The organism is Streptomyces caniscabiei, from assembly GCF_014930365.1.
GTDB lineage: Bacteria > Actinomycetota > Actinomycetes > Streptomycetales > Streptomycetaceae > Streptomyces > Streptomyces caniscabiei.
The window spans coordinates 723,292-744,329 of record NZ_JABXWI010000004.1 but is presented as its reverse complement, the minus strand read 5'-3'; the positions used below and the strand labels follow the sequence as shown (position 1 = coordinate 744,329).

The window sequence follows — 21,038 nt, the reverse complement described above, 5'->3', positions numbered from 1 at the left end:
GGGTGCTCCCGTCTGCGGGCGTGTCCGGCCCGTGCATCCTCCGACGGGCCGGCGCGGCGCCGAATCCTGTGCGACGCGTAGTCATGACCGGGCGGGACACGCGGTCCACCGCCCGTGACCGACGGTATGCCGAGGCCACCCACCCCGCCACAGCTGCCGCCCCGAGCCGAGTCACCCGTGCCGTCCGCCGTCTCACAGCTCCGGGATCCGCGCCAGCTGCCGCCGCGAGGTGACGTCGAGTTTCCGGAAGATCTTCCGCAGGTGGTAGTCGACCGTGCTCGCGCTGATGAACAGCCGGGCGGCTATCTCGGCATTGGTGGAGCCGCCCCTGGCGAGCCGGGCGATGGTCAGCTCCTGCGGGGTGAGCGTCCCGTCCACCCCCGCCGCGCCGCGCCGCGGATGCTCCCCGGTCGCCGCCAGCTCCCGCGCGGCGCGCGTCTCGTAGCCCCGGGCCCGCATGGCGGCGAACATCGCCAGCGCCGTGCGCAGCTCCTCGCGGGCGGCCTTGCGGCGCTTGCGGCGGCGCAGCCACTCGCCGTAGAGGAGGTGCGCGACGGCTAGATCGGCCCGGGTGGCGCCGCCGGAGAGCAGCGAGATCGCCTCGCGGTAGAGCGGATCGGCGTCGTTCGCGGGCGCGAGCAGGGCCCGGCAGCGGGCCAGCAGGCCGAGGGCCCACGGGGTGCCCGTCACCGTCGCCCGGGACTCCAGGGTCCGCAGGGCCGTCGTGGCGAGGACCCGGTCGCCGCAGCGGACGGCCGCCTCGACCAGGTGGGGCAGGATCCGGGCGTGGCATCCGATCGGGTCCTGGCCGACCAGCTCCTGGGTGAGGGTGCGGGCCCGCGCGTAGTCGCCGGAGCCCAGGGCGAGGATCGCCATGCCGATACGTGCGATGGACTCCACCGCGCCGCTGCCCAGCCAGGTGCCGGCCTCCATGGAGCCGCGCAGCACCGCTTCCAGCCCCTCGCTGTCCGCGTGCCAGGCGAGCAGTTCGGGGTGCCGGTAGAGCGCCCACATGCCGTCGGTGGCGCCGATCGCCGCGCGGATCTGCGAGCCCTGGGCGTGCAGATCGTCCGCGAGGGCCAGCTCACCGAGGTTGGTCTCGTGCATCACCGAGCAGTACAGGGCGCTGTCCAGCTCCAGCAGGGAGCCGCTGTCCCGGGCGATGTCGGCGGCCCGGCGCGTCACCGCGCGCTGGGTCTCCTCGTCCCAGAGCATCATCGTCAGGGTGACGGTGGGCAGATAGGCGCGGAGCACGTCGTGGTCCGAGGTGCCGGGGTCCAGCACCATCTCGTGGGCCCGCCGCATATGGGGTACGGCCTGCTCGTAGCCGTCGGTGACGAGGACGGCGAAGGCGCGCAGCACCAGGTCGACACCGGTGGCGGGCGCCGTTCGGGGCAGCAGGTCGTCCACGGTCCGCGCGATGTCGGCCCATGTGGTGTCCCGGACGAGGTGCTCGGCGGTGATCGCGCTCCGCACCGCCCGCAGCAACGCCTCGCGGGCCGTCTGCGGGGCCCCGATGGCGAGGGACCGCGCGGCACGCAGACACAGCGCGGGCGCCGCCGCGAACCCGCCCATGTCGCCGAGGAACATCACCGCCTGCGCGCGCACCAGCAGGGCCCGGCCCCGGTCGACGGCGCCGAGCAGGGTCACGTCGATCGCGTCCAGCAGCGACTCCGCCTGGAGCGGCGCCCCCGCCGACAGCGCGGCCTCCGCCGCGGCCAGCAGCCGTGCGGCCCGGGCGGCTTCACCCGGGGTCAGTTCGGCGGCCCTGGTGAGGAAGGTGGCGCGGGCCGCGTGACCGCCGCGCGCGCCCGCCCGGTCGGCCGAACGCTCCACCTCGGCGGCCACCTCCTCGTCCGGACCGAAGGCCGCCGCCGCCAGATGCCAGGCTCGTCGGTCGGTGTCGGCGGGCCGGTCCGTCACCTCGGCCAGCGCCCGGTGGGCCCGTCCCCGCTCCACGCTGGTGGCGCCGCCGTACACCGCCGACCGCACCAGCGGATGCCGGAACTCGGCGGCCGTGCGCAGCGTCACCAGCCCCGCGGCCTCGGCCGGACCCGAGTCCTCGGGGCCGATCCCGAGGCGGCGCGCCGCGCTCGTGACATAGCAGAGGTCGCCGCCCGGCGCGGTCGCGGCCAACAGCAGCCAGGTCCGCGTCGCCGGCGGCAGTTCGCGCACCCGCCGCAGATAGTGCGCCTCCAGGCGGCCGCCCACGGGCAGCGGTTCGGGCAGCGCCGACGAGCCGGAGAGCTGGTCGGCGGTCAGCTCCTGCCCCAGGTCGGCCAGCGCGAGCGGGTTCCCGGCGGTCGCGGCCACGATCCGCGCACCCACCCGGGCGTCCAGCGGCCCGGTGACGGCCTCCCGCAGCAGCTCCAGGGCGAACGGCTCCTCCAGGCCGCCGACCTCGGCGACCGGCAGCCCCGCCGGGACCTCGAACCCGGTCCGGGCCGCGAACAGCAGTCCCACGCCCTCGGCGTGCACCCTGCGTCCCACGAAGGCGAGGACGCCGAGCGACTCCTCGTCGAGCCACTGCGCGTCGTCCACACACGCCAGCACCGGCCGTCGCTTCGCGGCCTCCGCGAGGAGCGTCAGTGTGGCGAGCCCCACCAGGAACCGGTCTGCGGGCGGACCGTCGGCCAGCCCGCACGCCACCCTGAGCGCCTCCCGCTGCGACGGCGGCAGCCCACCGGGCTCCTTCAGATCGTCCAGGAACGGCAGGAGGAGCCGCTGCAACGCGGCGAAGGGGAACCCGGCCTCGGACTCCACGCCCGCCACACCCAACACCCGCAGATCGGCTGCCTCCCGGCCCGCGTGTTCGAGGAGGACCGTCTTGCCGATCCCGGCGTCGCCCCGTAGCAGCAGGACCCCGCTCAGCCCCCGCCGCACCGCCGCCACCAGCTGTCCGAGCCGCTCACGTTCCCTGCCCCGCCCCTTGAGAACCACGACGACGACGCCCTTCGAACAGGGGCCTCTTGTGCAGGCCGTATGAGGTTTTGGTGAAGCCGCCCCATTCAATCAGCGTGCGGCCGGGCGTACATGGTCATCGGGCGAGAGCGGTGCGCAGGGGGCGCACCGTGACGGATGAGGCCGTGCGTTCAACCGAACGGTTGAACGGATCGGCGGCTTACGGGCGACGCGCGGCGGCCCCCGCCGATCACAGACTTGCGTTGTCGCGGCGGCGGCACGCCCGACGGATCAGCTCGGAAAGGACCTTCCCCCACATGGCAAGCAGCTTCAGCAGGCGACGCATCCTCACCACCGGAGCGGGCGTCGCGCTCGGCGGCCTCGCCGCGACCGGCGCCGCCCAGGCCGCCACCGCGTCGGCAGCCGGCGCCCGTACGGCCTCGCCGGGCGCCGAGGAGACCCGCTCCCTCGACGAGCTGTACCGCGACGCGGTCGCCGAGGGCGGCAGGCTCGTCATCTACGCGGGCGGCGACACCGCCACCCAGCAGGACGCCACGGCCCAGGCGTTCCGCACCCGCTTCCCCGACATCGACCTGACGATGGTCGTGGACTACAGCAAGTACCACGACGTCCGCGTCGACAACCAGCTCGCGACCGACACCCTGGTCCCCGACGTCGTCCAGCTCCAGACGCTCCAGGACTTCACCCGCTGGAAGCGCCAGGGCAAGCTGTTGCCCTACAAGCCCGCCGGCTTCTCCCGGTTGTACAAGGACTTCCGCGACCCGCAGGGCGCCTGGACGGCCATCCGGGTCACCGCTTTCAGCTACATGTACGGCGTCGAAGCCGTCGCCGGGAACGCGCCCAAGTCGCCGCAGGAGCTGGTCGACCCGCGCTGGAAGGGCGCCATCGCCTCCTCCTACCCGCACGACGACGACGCGGTGCTCTACCTCTTCTCCCTCTACCAGGAGGCCTACGGCTGGGACTGGATCGCGAAGTTCGCCGCCCAGCAGCCGCAGTTCAACCGCGGTTCGCACAGCCCGGGTGTCGCGGTCAACGCCAAGCAGAAGGCCATCGGCGTCGGCGGGTCCGGCTCGCTGACCGCGCCCGCCACGGCCCCGACCCGCTTCGCGGTCGCCGACGGCCACCCCTTCATGGCCTGGGGCCAGCGCGCCGCGATCCTCAAGAAGGCCGCCCACCCCACCGCCGCCAAGCTGTACCTCAACTGGGCCCTGTCCGACGAACGCCAGCAGGGCTCCTCCTGGTCCGTCCGCACCGACATCACCCCCACCGGCGGACTGAAGCCCATCTGGACCTACCCGAACGCGCACCTCGACGGCTTCCCCCGCTTCATGGAGGACCGCGCCCAGGTCGAGCGGTGGAAGCAGACCTTCGCCCTCTACTTCGGCGAGGTCAAGGGCGACCCGACGCCGGGCTTCCTGGGCCTGCACCCCGGGCGGTAACCACCCGCCGGGCGCGGCGGATACGGCGCACTCCTTTACCCCGGTCACACGTGTCACGGCCTACACTCGGCTGGCCCCGCCAGCCCCGTGCCCGTCCGGACCGTCGCAGAGGGAATCGCCGCCGCCGTGCCCGCCATCGCCGCCCCCGCCGTCCCGCGCCGAGGTTTACCGCCGCTTCGGCGGCTGCCGGACCTGCTGTTCCTGACCGTCGTCGTCGGCGGAGCCGTCCGCCTCGCCGACCTGAACCGCGCGCTGTGCTGGCAACTGGTCCCGCTCGTCGCCCTGTTGGCGGTCGGGTACGTGGCCGGCCTCGCCCTCTGGGACCGGCTGGGCCGATGGGGCCGCCCGCTGTGGCTCGGCGCGCTGCTGGCGCTGTGGTGCCGGGTCTCCTGGGAGATGCCGGCTCCGGCCGCCACCGCCTACACCTGGCTGGTGCTCCCGCTCGCGATCCTCGCCCTGCGCATGTTCACGGGCCGTACGGCGGTCGCCGTCGTCGGCGTGATCACCGGCCCGCTCGTCCTGCTGATCGCCCGGGCCTCCGGAACCGTCCATCCCGAACAGCTCCTCCCCCCGGTCGCCGCACTGTGGGCCACGGTCGCCCTCTACCACGCCCAGCAGCGCCTCCTCGGCGAACTGCGGCGCACCCGCGCCGAGTTGGCACGGAACCAGCGCGAGGCCGGCCGGCTCGCCGAGCGCGCCCGGATCGCCCGCGACCTGCACGACACCCTCGCCCAGGAACTCGCCGGCAGCCGGATGCTCCTCCAGGCGGCCGACCGTGACTGGGACCGCCGCCCCGACCTCGCCAGGACCCGGCTCCGCACGGTCGTCGACGCGCTGGGCACCCAGCTCGCCGAGACCCGCACCGTCATCAGCGACCTCACCCCGCCCGCCCTGGAACACGCCGACCTCGCCACCGCGTTGCACAGCTTCTGCGCCCGCACCACGACCACTCCCTCGCGGGTGGTGTTCCGTACCGAGGGCGAGCCGGGCGGCCTGCCGCGCGACCGGGCCGCCGCCCTGCTGCGCGTCGCGCAGGGACTGGTGGCCAACGCCTGCGAGCACGCCCGCGCCCGGCACGTCTGGGTCACCCTCGACCATCGCGACGACACGGCCGTCACCGTCGAGGTGCGGGACGACGGTGTGGGCTTCGACCCGGGGGCGACCCCCGCGGGACCGGGAGACCGGGGCCTCGGCCTGCCCGCCGGCCGCGAGCGTCTGGACGCCCTCGGCGGATCGCTCACCGTCCGCAGCGCTCCCGGCCGGGGCACCCTGGCCCGCGCCAGCCTCCCCGTGGGCGCCCTCGCCCTGGCGGGCCCGGCGGGCGACCGGTGACCGCCGCGACCGACACCCCGCTGCGCGTCCTGATCGTGGACGATCACATGGTCGTGCGGGCCGGCCTGCGCGCCCTCCTCACCGGGGAGCCCGGCTTCGACGTGGTCGGCGAGACCGGCGACGGCGAGGAGGCCGTACGGCTCGCCGCGCGGCTCGGCCCCGACGTGGTGCTGATGGACCTCCGCCTCACCGGCGACACGGCCCCCGACCGCCCGGTCAACGGCCTGGACGCGACCCGGCGCATCACGGCCGGGTCCCCCCGCAGCCGGGTCGTCGTCCTCACCGGCTCCGCCACCCAGGGCGACGTCGTCCGGGCCATGGAGGCCGGCGCCCGGGGTTACGTCCTCAAGGCCGGCCCGCCCGAGGAACTGTTCCGGGCCGTGCGCGCCGCGGCGGCCGGCGGCATGGGGCTCGCCCCCGAGGCCGCCGGACACCTCGCCGGTCACCTGGCCGATCCGGGGACCGCCCTGAGCGACCGGGAGATCGAGGTCGTACGGCTGCTGGCGCTGGGCCGCAGCAACCGGGCCATCGCCGCCGCCCTCCATCTCACCGAGGCCACGGTCAAGACCCACCTGGTCCGCGTCTACCGCAAGCTCGGCACCGAGAACCGGGCGAGCACGGTGTCCGAGGCGGTCCGGCTGGGGCTCCTCGAACTGGGCTGAGGCGGCGCGGGCCCGCTCAGTGGGCGCCCACCGGCTCGAACTCCGTGCCGCACGGGCCCGCTCCCTCGCTCTCCGGGAGGGCCACGGGGGCGCCGCTCATGGTCAGCGTCTCGTAGTAGCGGCCGATGCGTTCGGCGGAGCGGCCCACGTAGTGGCCGATGAAGGAACGGCGGAAGCGGTCGGTGGTCCCGTTGGGCTGGGAGCCGTGGACCAGGCTGCCGTTGAAGAAGAGGACGTCACCCGGCGCCATGTCGACGGGCACGGGGGACAGACCGGGCGGCGGAGCGACGTACTCGCGGGCGAACGACACCTCCGAGTCGGCCACCTCCGGGCAGAACAGATCCATCCGGTGCGTCCCCGGCACGACCTCCAGACCGCCGTTGTCCCGGTCGATCACGTCGCAGGCGATCCACGCGGCCACACACGTCCCCGGCTCGACCCGCAGATAGAAGTTGTCCTGGTGCAGCGCCTGCCCCCGGGCCCCCGGCGGCTTGAAGTAGAACATGCTCTGCGCGGCGAGGACCTCCTCCCCGAGCAGCCCTTCGAGGATCTCCCGCAGCCGGGTGTCGAGGAGGACCCGCAGCGAGAGGTCGTCGATGCGGTGCGGATGCATCACGCGGGGGTAGACATGCAACGGGTCCGCCGGACCGTCGGCCGGGACCGGGCGGGGCTGGAAGTGCCCCGGGATCGGTCCGCCGGCCGGGAGCGCCGCGAACCGGTCGCACAACTGCTCGATCTCGGTGGGCGTGAACAGTCCCCGCACCACCACATACCCGTTCTCCTCGAACTCCGTGTTGTCCGTGACTGTCATACGCGGCATCCCTTCTCGGCGTCGTCCCTGTGCTCCAAGCTAGGTCCGCGTACCTTTCGGGAGGATGCCTGTGCGTGCTGACGACCTGCCCAGGACTGCTGCGCCCGTCAATCCGTCGCCGGGCCAGGTGATCATCGGGCGCTTCGACCAGCGGCCCTCCTACGCCGTGCACCGGCCGCGCGGCGCGGACAGCTGGCTGTTCGTCTGGACCACGGGCGGCGCGGGACTGCTGCGGCAGGGCGGGACACGGATCCCGGCGGGCCCGGGCGACCTGGTGGTCCTCGGCCCGGGGGTGCCGCAGCACTACACGGTCCGGCCCGGCGCCCGGCACTGGGCGTTCTGGTGGGTGCACTGCCAGGCACGCCCGTCCTGGACCGCCTGGCTGCGCCCCCACGAGACCGCCGACCGTGTCCACGCCCTCCCCGCGGCCCCGGCCGGCATCCGTGACCGGGTCGACGCGGCCTTCCGCCGCATGCTCGCCGACGCCCGCTGGACCGGCGAGGGCGCACCGCCGGGCCCGGGCGCCGACCCGTCCGGTGAGGAGGTCGCCGTCGCGCACGGCACCGCCGCCCGTGAACTCGCCCTGTGCTCACTGGAGGAGGTGGTGCTGCTGACCGCCGCCCGGGCGGAGCCCCGCCGGTCGGGGGCCGACCCGAGGATCCGCCGGGCCGAGGACCTGATCGCCGCCGACCCCGCCGCCCCGCACACCGTCCGCTCCCTCGCCGAGGGGGTCTCCCTCTCCCCGTCCCGCTTCGCGCACCTCTTCACCGAGCAGCTCGGCCACTCCCCGATGCGGGCCCTGAGCCAGGCCCGGCTGCTGCACGCCGCCCGGCTCCTGGAGGCCACCGGACTCCCGGTGGAGCGCGTGGCCGCCGCCTCCGGGTTCGCCAGCCCGTTCCACTTCAGCAGGGTGTTCCGGCAGCGCTACGGGGTGCCGCCGGGGGAGTACAGACAGCTGCTGCGGGACGGCGGCTGAGGGGAATCCTCGCCGGTCAGCCGCCGAAGGCCAGCAGCGACAGCCACAGCGCCACCACCGACGACACCAGGGCCGCCGGGACGGTGAGGAGGCCGAGGCGGGTGAACTCTCCCAGGTCCACACCGTGATCGTGCTGGTGGACGATGCGCCGCCACAGCAGGGTGGCCAGGGAACCGGCGTACGTCAGGTTCGGGCCGATGTTGACGCCGAGGAGCACGGCGAGCACGGCGCCCGTGCCGAGCGGCGCGGCCAGCGGGACCAGCACCAGGACCGCGGGCAGGTTGTTGATGACGTTGGACAGCACGGCCGCGAGGGCGGCGACACCGAGGAGGGCGAGCAGCCCGGTGCCGGACGGCATCACCCGGCCCAGCGCGTCGGCGAGCCCGTTGTCGACGACCGCGCGCACCACCACGCCCAGCGCCAGCACGAACGCGAGGAAGGGCAGGGAGAGGGAGTGGAAGAGCGCGCGCGGGCTCGTGGTCCGGCGGACCAGCGCGCGGACCGAGAGCACCAGGGCCCCGGCCAGCGCCGCCCACACCGGCTCGATGCCGAGCACGGACGTCAGTACGAATCCGGCGAGCGTGCACACGACCGTGACCAGCGCGAACATCGGCAGCTCCGGCGCCTCGACGGCCTCCTCGGGCGCGGGCGCCCCGGCGTCCAGATCGGCCGCGAAGAACCGCCGGAACACCAGGTACTCGGCGGCCACGGCGACCGCCCACGGCGCCGCCATCAGCAGCGCGAACCGGGTGAAGGTCAGCCCGCTGGCCGTGAACGCCAGCAGGTTGGTGAGGTTGGACACGGGCAGCAGCAGCGAGGCCGTGTTCGACAGATGCGCGGTGGCGTAGAGATGCGGCTTGGGGCGGGCGCCCAGCCGGGCCACCGTCGCGAACACCACCGGAGTGAGCAGGACGACCGTCGCGTCCAGGCTGAGCACCGCCGTGATGCCGGAGGCCAGCGCGAACGTCGACCCCAGCAGCCGCCGGGGCCGCCCCGCCGACGCGCGCGCCATCCACGCCCCGCACGCCTGGAAGAGCCCCTCGTCGTCGCAGAGCTTGGCCAGCACGAGCACGGCGGCGAGGAACCCGAGGACCGGGCCCAGCAGCTCGGCCTCCGCCCGGGCGTGCTCCAGGGAGACGGCACCGGCGGCGACGGCGATCCCGGCGGCCGGTACGGCGACCACCGCCTCCGGCAGCCCGAAGGGGCGGGCGACCGCGCAGCCGAGGACGACGACGAGCAGGACGACGGACAGGACCTCGGCGAGGGCGGTGTTCACGGCAGGGCTTTCGGGGTGTGCTTCATCGGGGGGACGTCAGGGCGCTCGACGGCGCGGAGACTGGGGCACCCTACAACTGCCCGCCGACGTCCGGCGAACACGCGTGCGGCCCGGGAGTGAGACCGGGCTCACCGCGGCGCCGTCGTGCTCACTCCTCCGACAGCGTCAGATCCGCCCAGATCGTCTTGCCGTCCTCGGTGTGCCGGCTGCCCCACCGCTGGGTCAGCTGGGCCACGAGCAGCAGACCGCGCCCGCCCTCGTCGAAGGTCTTGGCCCGGCGCAGATGCGGGGCCGTGCCGCTGCCGTCCGACACCTCGCAGATCAGGGTGGTGTCGTCGTGGATCAGGCGCAGCTGGATGGGCGGGGCGCCGTGCCGGATGGCGTTGGTGACCAGTTCGCTCACCACCAGCTCCGCCGTGAACGCCGACTCGCTGATGCCCCACAGCGCCATCTGCGTCAGCACGTACTGGCGGGTCCGGGCGACGAACGCGGGGTCGGCGGGGATCGACCAGGTCGCCACCCGCTCCGCCCGCAGCCCGCGGGTGCGGGCCAGCAGCAGCGCCACGTCGTCGGGGGCGCCGTTCGCCGGGAGCAGGGACTGCACGACGTCCTGGCAGATGTCGTCCAGCGACCCCTTGCGGCCGGACAGTGCCTCCGCCAGCAGCTCCTGGCCGGTGTCGATGTCCCGGTCCCGGGTCTCGATCAGGCCGTCGGTGTAGAGGGCGATGACCGTGCCCTCGGGCAGTTCGAGTTCGGCGGACTCGAAGGGAAGTCCGCCGAGGCCCAGGGGCTGTCCCGACGGCACTTCGACCTCCATGGGCCGTCCGTCGGGGTCCAGGACCACCGGCGGCGGATGTCCGGCACGGGCGAAGGTGCAGCGCCGGGTCACCGGGTCGTAGACGGCGTACAGGCAGGTGGCGCCCACCTCGCCGGTCACCCCCTCGCTGCCGGCCTCGGCGGACAGGCGTACGACGAGGTCGTCGAGGTGGGTGAGGAGTTCGTCGGGGGCGAGGTCGACGTCGGCGAGGGTGCGCACGGCGGTCCGCAGCCGGCCCATGGTGGCGGAGGCCTGCACGCCGTGTCCGACGACGTCGCCGACGACCATGGCGACCCGCATCCCGGACAGCGGGATGACGTCGAACCAGTCGCCGCCGACCCCGGCCTGGGCCGCCGGGAGGTAGCGGGAGGCGGCCTCCAGGGCGGGCATGCGGGGCAGGGTCTGGGGGAGCAGGCTGCGCTGGAGGGCGAGGGCGGTCTCGCGCTCGCGGGAGTACCGGCGGGCGTTGTCGATGCAGACGGCGGCGCGGGCCGTGACCTCCTCGGCCAGCAGCTCGTCGTCGGCGGTGTAGGGGTCGAGCCGTTTGAACCGGGTCAGGACGGCCACGCCGAGGGTGGTGCCCCGGGCCCGGATCGGTACCGACATGGTGGTGTGGACACCCAGCTCCTTGACCCGCCGGCCGCGTATCGGGTCCCAGGCGAGCCAGTCCACGAGGGTGTTCGCCGGGTCCGTCGCCACGACGGTGTGGCCGACCGTCAGGGACGCGGCCTGCGGGGAGGTCGCCGGGTAGACGTCGGTCCGGCCCACCTCGACCACCGCCTCGGGGCAGCCGGGGGTCACCGACTGGTGGGCGGCGCGGCGCAGGGTGAAGGGCGCGGAGAGCGGGCCCTCGTGCGGCTCGTCGCCGTGGTCGAGGGACTGCATGAGGTCGACGCTGACGAAGTCGGCGAGGACCGGCACGCACACGTCCGCCAGCTCCTGCGCGGTGCGCCGTACGTCGAGGGTGGTGCCGATGCGGATGCTCGCCTCGTTCACCAGCTGCAGGCGCTGCCGCGCCAGGTACTGCTCGGTGATGTCGTGCCCGGTGACACAGACCCCGATCGGCACCCCGGACTCGTCCGTGAGCGGGGCGATCGCCGCCGACCAGGCGTGGGCGCGGTTCTCGTCGGCGGCCCGCAGGAAGGTCTGCACGTCCTTGCGACGGCCGAGGGCCAGCACCTCGCGCAGCTGCTGCTCCAGCTTCTCGCCCTGGCGGCCGCCGATGATCTCGGACATGTGCAGGCCCCGGAGGTTCTCCTCCGGCATCCCCACGGCGTCCGCCATCACGTCGTTGATACCGCGCAGCCGGAGGTGGTCGTCGAAGACGGCCATGGCGCACGGCGACTGGACCATGACGGCCGCCGCGAGCGGATCGTCCCGCCCCAGGGGGCCGGGATCGTCCAGCGGGCAGAGAACCAGCCAGCTGCCGTCGCCGTCGGCGTTCTTCAGGCCCCGGTGGTGGGCGAGCAGCCACGCGGTCACCGTCCGGCCGTCGCGGTGACGCAGCGCGAGCGTCCCGTTCCAGCTGCGGCTGCCCGGCGGGGGCGGCAGGAAGGAGCCCCCCGGGGCCAGCAGCTCCTCGGCGGGGCGGCCCACGACCTCCGTCGCGTGCCAGCCCAGCAGCCGTCGGGCGCCCTCGCTCCACTCGACGATCGTGCCGTCGCCGTCCATGGCCGCCCGCGCGGTGGCGGCACCGTCCAGGGCGTACGCAGGGGTGTCGCCGTGCGTAACCTTGCGGCTCCTCATCGTCGCGAGTTCCATTCCGCCGGACCGAACGGGCTTACGGGCGAATTCCAGCCTATGCGCTCCGCCGGAAAAGCGGACGGGAAACCGTACCTCCGCGCGATTTCCTGAACCGGTGTTCGCCGAGTGGCCTGAGAGGCCCTTGACGACCGCTGGGACGAGTCGTCAGATTCTGTTCGGTCACGATCGCATGTGATGGCTTGTGGGGTCTTGTGCTCCACGGCTCCCCGGAACGTCCACCCGCACGTTCGACGAAGGGAACACCATGACCGTCACCCGCAGATCACTGCTCGTCGCGGGCACCTCCGCCCCGCTGGTGGGAGCGCTGACGGGCACCGCGACCGCCGCCCCCCGGTCGGGACCCACCGCCACCCGCCGGACCGTCCCGCTCCGCGACGGCTGGCGCTTCGCCCTCGTCAACCCCGGCGGCATCACCGATCCCACCGGCGAGTACGCCGACGCCGCGCGCCCCGGGTTCGACGACTCCGCCTGGCGGCAGGTGGCCGTCCCGCACGACTGGTCCATCGAACTCGCCCCCACCACCGAGCACGGCACCACCAGCGGCACCGGCTTCTTCCCCGGCGGCCTCGGCTGGTACCGCACCGCCTTCACCCTGCCGCGCTCCCTCGCGGGCAAGCGGATCTCGGTCGAGTTCGACGGCGTCTACATGGACTCGTACGTCCACTGCAACGGCACCGAGGTCGGCCGCCACCCCTACGGCTACACCGGCTTCGCCTTCGACCTCACCGACCTGCTGCACACCGACGACGCCACCGAGAACGTCATCGCGGTCAAGGTCCAGAACCGCCTGCCCAGCAGCCGCTGGTACTCCGGCAGCGGCATCTACCGCGAGGCCCGACTGGTCGTCACCGACCCCGTGCACGTGGCGCGCTGGGGCACGTACGTCACCACCCCGGACGTCACCGACGAGCGCGCCCTCGTCCGCGGCCGCACCACCGTCGTGAACGCCTCCGGCGGCGCGGCGGACGTCGAGGTCGTCTCCCGCGTCGTCGACGCCCGCGGCCGGACGGTCGCCCGTACGTCCTCCACGGTCGCCGTCACCGACACCGCGACCGAGACCCATGAACTGACCGTGCGCGAGCCGAGGCGATGGGACTTCGCGGACCCGCACCGCTACACCCTCACCACCGAACTGCGCGTCGGCGGCCGCACCACCGACACCCACCGCACCCCCTTCGGCATCCGCACCTTCCGCTTCGACCCCGACGAGGGCTTCCACCTCAACGGCACCCCGCACAAGATCAAGGGGGTCGACCTCCACCACGACCTCGGCGCGCTCGGCGCCGCCGTCCACGCCGACGCGATCCGCCGCCAGATGACGATCATGAAGTCGATGGGCGTCAACGCCCTGCGCACCTCCCACAACCCGCCCTCGCCCGAGATGATCGAGGTCTGCGAGGACCTCGGCATCGTGATGACGGTGGAGGCCTTCGACTGCTGGCGCAGCCCCAAGACCCGCTACGACTACGGCCGTTTCTTCGACGAGTGGGCCGACCGCGACATCACCGAGATGGTGCTCGCGGCCCGCAACTCGCCCGCCGTCCTGATGTGGTCCCTCGGCAACGAGGTCTCCGAGTTCACCTCCGCATCCGGCCTCGTCATGGCGGACCGCCTGATCGCCGCCCTCAAGGCCTCCGACGACACCCGCCCCGTCGTCATCGGCTCCCACCGCCACCGCAGCGTCCCCGCCCCCGGCACCCCCGGCGACCTGATCCTCGCCAAGCTCGACGGCCTCGGCCTCAACTACAACACCGCCAAGTCGGTGGACGCCCTGCACGCCCGCTACCCGCACCTGTTCCTCTTCGAGTCGGAGTCGTCCTCGGAGACCTCCACGCGAGGCGTCTACCAGGAGCCCGAGCGCCTCAACACCGGCGAGAACCACACGCCGGGCCGACGGGGCGTCTCCTCCTACGACAACAACCTCGCCTCCTGGACCATGAGCGGGGAGTACGGCCACAAGAAGGACCGCGACCGGAAGTGGTTCGCCGGGCAGTTCCTCTGGTCGGGTATCGACTACCTCGGCGAGCCCACGCCGTACGACGTCTTCCCGGTGAAGGCCTCCTTCTTCGGCGCGGTCGACACGGCCGGCTTCCCCAAGGACATGTACCACCTCTTCCGGAGCCAGTGGACCGGCGAGCCCATGGTCCATCTGCTGCCGATGACCTGGAACCACGACAAGGGCGACATGATCGAGGTGTGGGCCTACTCCAACGTCGCCACCGTCGAGCTGTTCCTCAACGGGAAGTCCCTCGGGACGCGGAGGTTCGACGAGAAGAAGACCCCCGACGGGCGGTCCTACCTGGAGACCACCGAACCCACCGGCGACGACAAGACCTTCACCGACGGCCCGTACCCGGGCAGCTACACCAGCCCGGGCGGCAGCGCGGGCAAACTCCACCTCACCTGGAAGGTGCCGTACGTCCCCGGTGAACTGAAGGCGGTGGCACGGCGCGACGGCAGGGTCGTCGCCACCGACGTCCTGCGCACGGCCGGTGAGCCGCACGCCGTACGGCTCACCGCCGACCGGAAATCCCTGGCGGCGGACGGGCGTTCGCTGGCCTTCGTCACCGCCGAGATCGTCGACGCCCGGGGCGTGGTGGTCCCCGACGCCGAGCACCTCATCACCTTCGACGTCCGGGGAGGCTCCCTCGCGGGACTCGACAACGGCCGCGAGGAGAGCGCCGAGCGCTACCAGGCATCCACCCGCACCGCCTTCGGCGGCAAGGCGCTCGCGATCGTACGGTCGGGCGTCGAGGCGGGCTCGGTACGGGTGACGGCACGGGTGGCGGGGCTGCGCACCGGAAGGGTGAGCGTGCGCGCCACGCCGGCGCGCGACAGGTCGACGACCCCGGCCGCCTCCTTCGGGCCCGACCACCCGGCTCCCGTCACCTATCCCCGCGCCGACGCGAGTCACTCCGGTCGCCCCGACACCCTGCCCGCCGCCATGCTCGACGGCGACCCCGCCACCGGCTGGTCCAACGCCTTCCTCAAGGCGGCCACCGCCCTGCTGCCCGCGTTCAGCGGCGCACGGCCCGAGGACTGGGTCACGGTCGACTGGGGGCGGCCCGGGAGGGTCGACCGGGTCGAGGTCTCCTTCACCGTCGACGCGGGGCACACCCTGCCCGAGGCCGTCGAGGTCGAGGTGTGGGACGGCCGGCGGTACGTCCCCGTGGAGGGCGCGACGATCGACTGGGCCACCGCCTCCGACGCCCCCACGGCGATCACGTTCACCCCGCTGCGCGGCTCCCGCGTCCGCCTCACCCTGACGAGCCGCCACCCGGGCGAGACACGCGGCGCGGTCCGCATCAGCAGGCTGGACGTCCTCGCGGTCTGACGCCCCGGGCCTCGTCGACGAGCCGCCGCTCCGGTCCGGACGACAAACCAGTCCCGTCCGGACCGTTGACGGGCTGTCATGTCTCTAACAGCATGGCCAAGTCCGCATCTGGGAGCGCTCCCATGACTCTGTCCGCACCCGCGCCCCCGGCACCACCCGTCACCGACTGCGCCCCCACCTCCTCCGAGGAGCCCAGACGTGAAACGACGCAGAACCGCCCTGCTCGCCCTGACGACCCTCCTCGCGGCCGCGCTCACCGCGCTGCCCACCGGCCCGGCCCAGGCCGAGGAGGTCGAACAGGTCAAGAACGGCGCCTTCGACACCACCACCGCCCCCTGGTGGACGACCGGCAACGTCACCGCCGGCCTCACCGACGGCCGGCTCTGCGCCGAGATCCCCGGCGGCACCACCAACCGCTGGGACGCCGCCGTCGGCCAGAACGACATCACCCTGGTCAAGGGCGAGTCGTACCGCTTCAGCTTCTCCGCCTCCGGCACACCCCAGGGCAACGTCCTGCGGGCCATCGTCGGCCTGTCGGTGGCCCCGTACGACACCTACTTCGAGGTCAGCCCGCAGCTGAACGTCTCGGGCGACTCCTACACCTACACCTTCACCTCGCCCGTCGACACCAGCCAGGCCCAGGTCGGCTTCCAAGTCGGCGGCAACGCGAACCCGTTCACCTTCTGCATGGACGACATCTCGCTGCTCGGCGGGGTGCCGCCGGAGGTGTACGAACCCGACACCGGGCCCCGGGTACGGGTCAACCAGGTCGCCTATCTGCCCGCCGGGCCCAAGAACGCCACCCTGGTGACCGACGCGACGGAGCGGCTGCCCTGGCAGTTGAAGAACGCCTCGGGTGCCGTCGTCGCCCACGGGTGGAGCACCCCGCGCGGTCTCGACGCCTCCTCCGGGCAGCACGTCCACTCGATCGACTTCGGCGCCTACCGTAAACGCGGCACCGGCTTCACCCTGGTCGCCGACGGCGAGACCAGCCGCCCGTTCGACATCGACCCGGCCGCCTACGAGCGCCTGCGCCTGGACTCGCTGAAGTACTACTACACCCAGCGCAGCGGCACCCCGATCAGCGACGACCTGCGACCCGGCTACGGCCGCGCCGCCGGCCATGTCGACGTGGCGCCCAACCAGGGCGACGGGAACGTGCCCTGCCAGCCCGGCGTCTGCGACTACCGGCTCGACGTCACCGGCGGCTGGTACGACGCCGGTGACCACGGCAAGTATGTCGTCAACGGCGGTATCTCCACCTGGGAGGTGCTGAGCACCTACGAACGCGCGCTGCACGCCCGTACCGGCAAGGCCGGCAAACTCGGCGACGGCTCGCTGGACATCCCCGAGAGCGGCAACAAGGTGCCCGACCTGCTGGACGAGGTCCGCCGGGAGCTGGACTTCCTGCTGAGGATGCAGGTGCCGCAGGGTGAGCCGCTCGCGGGCATGGCCCACCACAAGATCCACGACGAGCAGTGGACCGGCCTGCCGCTGATGCCCGCCGACGACCCGCAGAAGCGTGAGCTGCACCCGCCGACCACGGCGGCGACCCTCAACCTGGCGGCCACGGCCGCCCAGGCGGCCCGCCTCTACCGCCCCTACGACCGCGCCTTCGCCGCGAAGGCCCTCACCGCGGCCCGCACGGCCTGGGCGGCGGCCCTGGAGCACCCGGCCGTGTACGCCTCCGAGAGCGACGGCGTCGGCGGGGGCACCTACGCCGACAACAACGTCACCGACGAGTTCTACTGGGCGGCCGCCCAGCTGTACCTGACCACCGGCGAGAAGGCCTTCCAGGACCACGTCCTCGCCTCACCCGTGCACACCGCCGACATCTTCGGACCCATCGGCTTCGACTGGGCCCGCACGGCCGCCGCGGGCCGCCTCGACCTCGCGACCGTGCCGAACAAGCTGCCCGGCCGCGACAAGGTCCGCCAGTCCGTGACCAAGGCCGCCGACCGCTACCTGGCCACGCTGAAGGACCACCCGTACGGCATGCCGTACGCGCCCGAGAACAACCTCTACGACTGGGGCTCCAACCACCAGATCCTCAACAACGCGGTCGTCGTCGCCACGGCCTACGACATCAGCGGGGCGTCCAAGTACCGGGAGGGCGCGCTCCAGAGCATGGACTACCTCTTCGGCCGCAACGCCCTCAACATCTCCTACGTCACCGGGTACGGCGAGGTCGACGCCCGCAACCAGCACGCCCGGTGGTACGCCCACCAGCTCGACCCGGACCAGCCCAACCCGCCGGCCGGCACCCTCGCGGGCGGCCCCAACTCCTCCATCCAGGACCCCTACGCGCAGAGCAAACTCCAGGGCTGCGTCGGCCAGTTCTGCTACATCGACGACATCCAGTCCTGGTCGACCAACGAACACACGATCAACTGGAACGCGGCGCTGGCCCGTATGGCGTCGTTCGTCGCCGACCAGAGCTGACACCTCACCTCCGAACGCGCGCGGCCGACGTCCTCCGGGACGTCGGCCGCCTTGATTCGGTACCGCCCGCACATAGCCTTGACCTGCGATTATTTACGGGTAAGTACCCTCGCGGTACCGTGGGCGCATGCCAGCTCTGAATGTGGAGTTCAGCGACCGCGAGCTAGAGGACCTGCGGCAGATGGCCAAGGAGCGCGGGACGTCGATGAAGGCGCTCGTGCGCGAGGCCGCCGCTGCCGACATCGTGCGGCACCGGGCGCTGAAGGAGGGCGCGGAGGCGTTCCGGGAGTTCTTCACCGCGCACGCCGACGAGTTCGCCGCCGCCTTCCCGGACGACGAACCCGCCGCCAAGGCGGGGGGACGGGCCGTCTGACCGATGGCTCCCGTCATCCACATCGACGTGCCCTGGCTGCTCCAGCGACACGAAGAGGTCATGCCCGAGCAGCCCACCGTCAACGACTTCTCGGCGCTCGTCGCCGCCGTCGCCCGGCACCGCGTCGACCCGCCGCGCCTCGGCGTGGACTCCGACCCGGCCTGGCGGGCGGCCGCGCTGCTGCACACCCTCGCCCTGCTCAAGCCCCTGCCGGCCGCCAACGCCCGTTTCGCCTGCGCGACCGCCGTGGCCTACATGTTCGTCAGCGGCGTCGGCATCGACCCGCCGTACGGGGCCCTCGTGGATCTCGCGCGGGACCTGATCTCCGGCAAGACCGACGTCTACGGGGCGGCGGACCGGCTGCGCTCCTGGCAGATCTGAGCGAGCCGGAGCGAGCGGTCCCACCTCGGGGCCGCCGACCGAGGGCGGGAGGATCAAGGTCGGCGGCCCGTTTCGCGCGGGAGAGCCGCCGTTCCGCGCGGGGCCTTCCGAGGTGGCCGGCTTCAGTCAACAACGAACCGTCCGCGCGCCGGGAGCGTGCGCGGACCACCGGGGTGTGCGTACGGTTCACACGGGGTGCTTGAAGGCTTGAACATTTGGGAAGCGGAAGCGTTCGCTCTGCGAAGCGGAATCATTCGTACCGGTCATCTGACCTGCTTTTAGTGATACGGATGTTGCACAAGTGCCTTGTTAGCCATGAGTAACTTGTGCAAGGGTGAACTTCCTGCGCAGGGGCAATGGCCCGGCCGGAAAGGCCATTTGGCTTTCCCGGTCGCCGAAGGGCCCAAAAGGCTCAAGGGAGACGGTCATCGTGCGGCCCGGTCCCCGGCCGCTTTCCCGGCGCCCGCCAAAAAGGTACGCACCAGTCCAGGGCCCTTTTCGGCGGCCACAACTCCGTGTGCCATCTTGTGCCTTGGAAGGAACCCGCTCTGTGCACACCCCCCACCCTCCCCGCCCCACTTTCCCGCCCGCGCCCGGCCCGGTGCCCGGAGAGTCCGACGAGACTCTCGCGGCCCGGCTGAGGGGATGGCCGGAGGGCGGCACCGGCGACCCGGTCGCCCTGTTGATGGCACGGCACTGGCAGTCGACCTATGACTACGCGGCCGTCTGTCTCGCCACCCAGTCCCAGGTCGCCTCGATGGTCACCGCGACCGCCTTCCACCGGGTGCTCGACGGGCTGATGCGGGGCGAGTCGGGTGTCGCCCTGCGGCCCCGGCTGCTGGTGGCCGCGCGCGACACCGTCAAGGAGTGGTCCGCGGAAGGGGGCGTCTCCGGTGTGCTGCCGGACTTGCGCAAGCCCGCCGGAGGGCGGGGCATGCGCGCGGCGAAGTCCATGACGCCGGAAAACCGCAAGCTCGTCGAGCGTTCTTTCCAGGCCCTCCCCGCGGTCGCCCAGTGCCTGCTGTGGCACACCGAAGTAGAAGCCGAAACGATAACCATACCCACTGGTCTGCTGGGGCTGGACGCCGACAGCGCCGTCGCCACCCTGGAGCAGGCACGCGACAAATTCCGGGAGGGCTGCGTGCGCGCCCACCGGGAACTCGCGCCGTCCAAGGATTGCCGCTTCTACAACCGCCTGCTGGATGTGCCCATTCGCCGCGGCGGCGCTCTGCTGCCGGACGTCCAGCAGCATCTGCTGGAGTGCCGCTACTGCCGTTACGCCGCCGAGCAACTCAGCCATTTCGAGGGCGGACTCGGCGGCGTCATCGCCGAAGCCGTACTCGGCTGGGGTGCCCGGCGCTACCTCGACTCCCGGCCCGGCCGGATGCCGCAGAAGGGCACGTCGAGACGGCCGGGGAGCGGCGGCCGCCACCGACTGCTCTCCCAGATCCCCGCACAGCGCCGCCGGATCACCTCCGGAGCTCGCAACCCCCGCGCCCTGCTCACCGTCGGCGTCTCCTCGGGCGCGCTGCTCGCGGCCATCCTGGGCGCCGCGTTCCTCTCGGACGACGGCAGCGGCGCCGACCCCACCGCCTCCACCAGCGCCACCGGGGGCGTCGCGACGGCGCCGGACACCGGCAACGAGGCCACCCGCGGCAGCGCTTCACCGACCCCGCCGGCCTCGGCCGGACGGCCCACGGCACCCCAGCAGACCCGCCTGCGCAACCAGGCCGCCGATCTCTGCCTCGACATCGCGGGCGGCAAGGCCGTGAAGGGCGCCTCGACCGAACTCGCGGTGTGCGACTCCGGCTGGACCCAGAAGTGGTCCTACGAGGAGGACGGGCTGCTGCGCAGTGTCGCCAACCCCGAACTGTGCCTGGACTCCCAGGTGGACGCCGGTGTCGTCGTCCTCGGCAGCTGCGCGGGCGAACACGCGAAGCGGGGCGACGACGTCCGCTACGACTTCACCGTCCAGGGCGAGTTGCTGCCCCGGTGGGGCGAAGGGCTCGCCATGGCCCCCATCGACTCGGAGCCCAAGTCCGACGTCGTGGTCAAGGTGCGGGACAACTCCACCAAGCAGCGCTGGCTCACCGACGGGGTGACCGCGAGCCCCGAGTCCCTCTCCGTCTCCGGCTCCGAGGCGCCCACGCCCGAGACCGAGCCGGTCTCCGAGAAACCGGACGCCGGCGAGGGTTCCCCGGCGCCGGGACCGGAGAAGCCCGACACGCCCACGCCGAACGCGACGCCGGAGGCGGAGGCCGAGCGGGGTGGGTCCGTGCTGGCCGTCCACGACGAGGGCGCCGCGGAGGGTGGTACGGAGCGGGAGAGTCCCCTGACCCCGCTGACGTCGGTCGACGTGCCGACGCTGTTGACGGGGCTCGGGTTGTAGGAGTCAGGGGAGGCCGGTTGTTCGTGTGCGGGTGGGTGGGGGCTTCTCGCGCAGTTCCCCGCGCCCCTGAAAGGCCTCCGGCCTTTCGGGCCGAAAAAGCACGGGGCGCAGCCCCTGCTT

General features: G+C 72.9%; 13 protein-coding genes. 9 read left to right on the top strand and 4 right to left on the bottom strand.

All coding sequences use genetic code 11. The annotated features are described in order from the left end of the window. Positions 1-192 precede the first annotated feature (192 nt). Positions 193-2,940 carry a helix-turn-helix transcriptional regulator gene (locus HW837_RS49590; protein ID WP_093790530.1) on the bottom strand — a complete coding sequence of 916 codons (2,748 nt, stop codon included), beginning with the start codon at positions 2,938-2,940 and terminating at the stop codon, positions 193-195. A gap of 278 nt (positions 2,941-3,218) precedes the next feature. Here HW837_RS49590 and HW837_RS14890 point away from each other — a divergent pair, with 278 nt between their 5' ends. The 3 genes from HW837_RS14890 to HW837_RS14880 all read left to right on the top strand — a co-directional run bounded on the left by HW837_RS14890 (position 3,219) and on the right by HW837_RS14880 (position 6,355). Beyond that, entirely contained in the window at positions 3,219-4,361 is a 1,143-nt protein-coding gene (locus tag HW837_RS14890) for an ABC transporter substrate-binding protein (protein ID WP_045560066.1), read from the top strand. Between the two features lie 126 nt (positions 4,362-4,487). Further along, positions 4,488-5,693 (top strand): sensor histidine kinase, encoded by a 1,206-nt coding sequence (locus HW837_RS14885; RefSeq protein WP_045560067.1) that lies wholly within the window; start codon positions 4,488-4,490, stop codon positions 5,691-5,693. Next, positions 5,690-6,355: a response regulator gene (locus HW837_RS14880; protein ID WP_045560068.1), complete on the top strand. Its 666-nt coding sequence runs from the start codon at positions 5,690-5,692 to the stop codon at positions 6,353-6,355. Before HW837_RS14885 ends, HW837_RS14880 begins: the two co-directional genes overlap by 4 nt. Positions 6,356-6,371: 16 nt before the next feature. On the opposite strand, the gene HW837_RS14875 is transcribed toward HW837_RS14880, so the two are convergent. Continuing rightward, positions 6,372-7,166 carry a phytanoyl-CoA dioxygenase family protein gene (locus tag HW837_RS14875; RefSeq protein WP_193379586.1) on the bottom strand — a complete coding sequence of 265 codons (795 nt, stop codon included), beginning with the start codon at positions 7,164-7,166 and terminating at the stop codon, positions 6,372-6,374. A gap of 64 nt (positions 7,167-7,230) precedes the next feature. Here HW837_RS14875 and HW837_RS14870 point away from each other — a divergent pair, with 64 nt between their 5' ends. Next, the gene (locus tag HW837_RS14870) at positions 7,231-8,142 is read left to right on the top strand and encodes a helix-turn-helix domain-containing protein (protein WP_078853679.1); all 912 of its coding nucleotides are present in this window, start codon (positions 7,231-7,233) and stop codon (positions 8,140-8,142) included. Between the two features lie 16 nt (positions 8,143-8,158). On the opposite strand, the gene HW837_RS14865 is transcribed toward HW837_RS14870, so the two are convergent. Both HW837_RS14865 and HW837_RS14860 read right to left on the bottom strand, forming a co-directional pair. Beyond that, positions 8,159-9,418 carry an SLC13 family permease gene (locus tag HW837_RS14865; protein WP_045560071.1) on the bottom strand — a complete coding sequence of 420 codons (1,260 nt, stop codon included), beginning with the start codon at positions 9,416-9,418 and terminating at the stop codon, positions 8,159-8,161. Positions 9,419-9,566: 148 nt separating this feature from the next. Beyond that, on the bottom strand, positions 9,567-11,981 hold the full coding sequence (locus tag HW837_RS14860; RefSeq protein ID WP_278003233.1) for a SpoIIE family protein phosphatase: 2,415 nt from the start codon (positions 11,979-11,981) through the stop codon (positions 9,567-9,569). A gap of 262 nt (positions 11,982-12,243) precedes the next feature. Between HW837_RS14860 and HW837_RS14855 the strand changes: the two genes are divergently transcribed. The 5 genes from HW837_RS14855 (at position 12,244) to HW837_RS14835 (ending at position 20,918) form a co-directional block, all read left to right on the top strand. Then, positions 12,244-15,333, top strand: a complete 3,090-nt coding sequence (locus HW837_RS14855) for a glycoside hydrolase family 2 TIM barrel-domain containing protein (protein WP_193379587.1) — start codon at positions 12,244-12,246, stop codon at positions 15,331-15,333. A 198-nt stretch (positions 15,334-15,531) separates the two neighbouring features. Beyond that, positions 15,532-17,775: a glycoside hydrolase family 9 protein gene (locus HW837_RS14850; RefSeq protein WP_193379588.1), complete on the top strand. Its 2,244-nt coding sequence runs from the start codon at positions 15,532-15,534 to the stop codon at positions 17,773-17,775. 127 nt (positions 17,776-17,902) lie between these two features. Next, the gene (locus tag HW837_RS14845) at positions 17,903-18,148 is read left to right on the top strand and encodes a hypothetical protein (RefSeq protein WP_045560074.1); all 246 of its coding nucleotides are present in this window, start codon (positions 17,903-17,905) and stop codon (positions 18,146-18,148) included. Positions 18,149-18,151: 3 nt separating this feature from the next. After that, positions 18,152-18,529 (top strand): toxin Doc, encoded by a 378-nt coding sequence (locus tag HW837_RS14840; protein ID WP_033528576.1) that lies wholly within the window; start codon positions 18,152-18,154, stop codon positions 18,527-18,529. A gap of 550 nt (positions 18,530-19,079) precedes the next feature. Next, positions 19,080-20,918 carry an RICIN domain-containing protein gene (locus HW837_RS14835; RefSeq protein ID WP_193379589.1) on the top strand — a complete coding sequence of 613 codons (1,839 nt, stop codon included), beginning with the start codon at positions 19,080-19,082 and terminating at the stop codon, positions 20,916-20,918. Positions 20,919-21,038 lie beyond the last annotated feature (120 nt).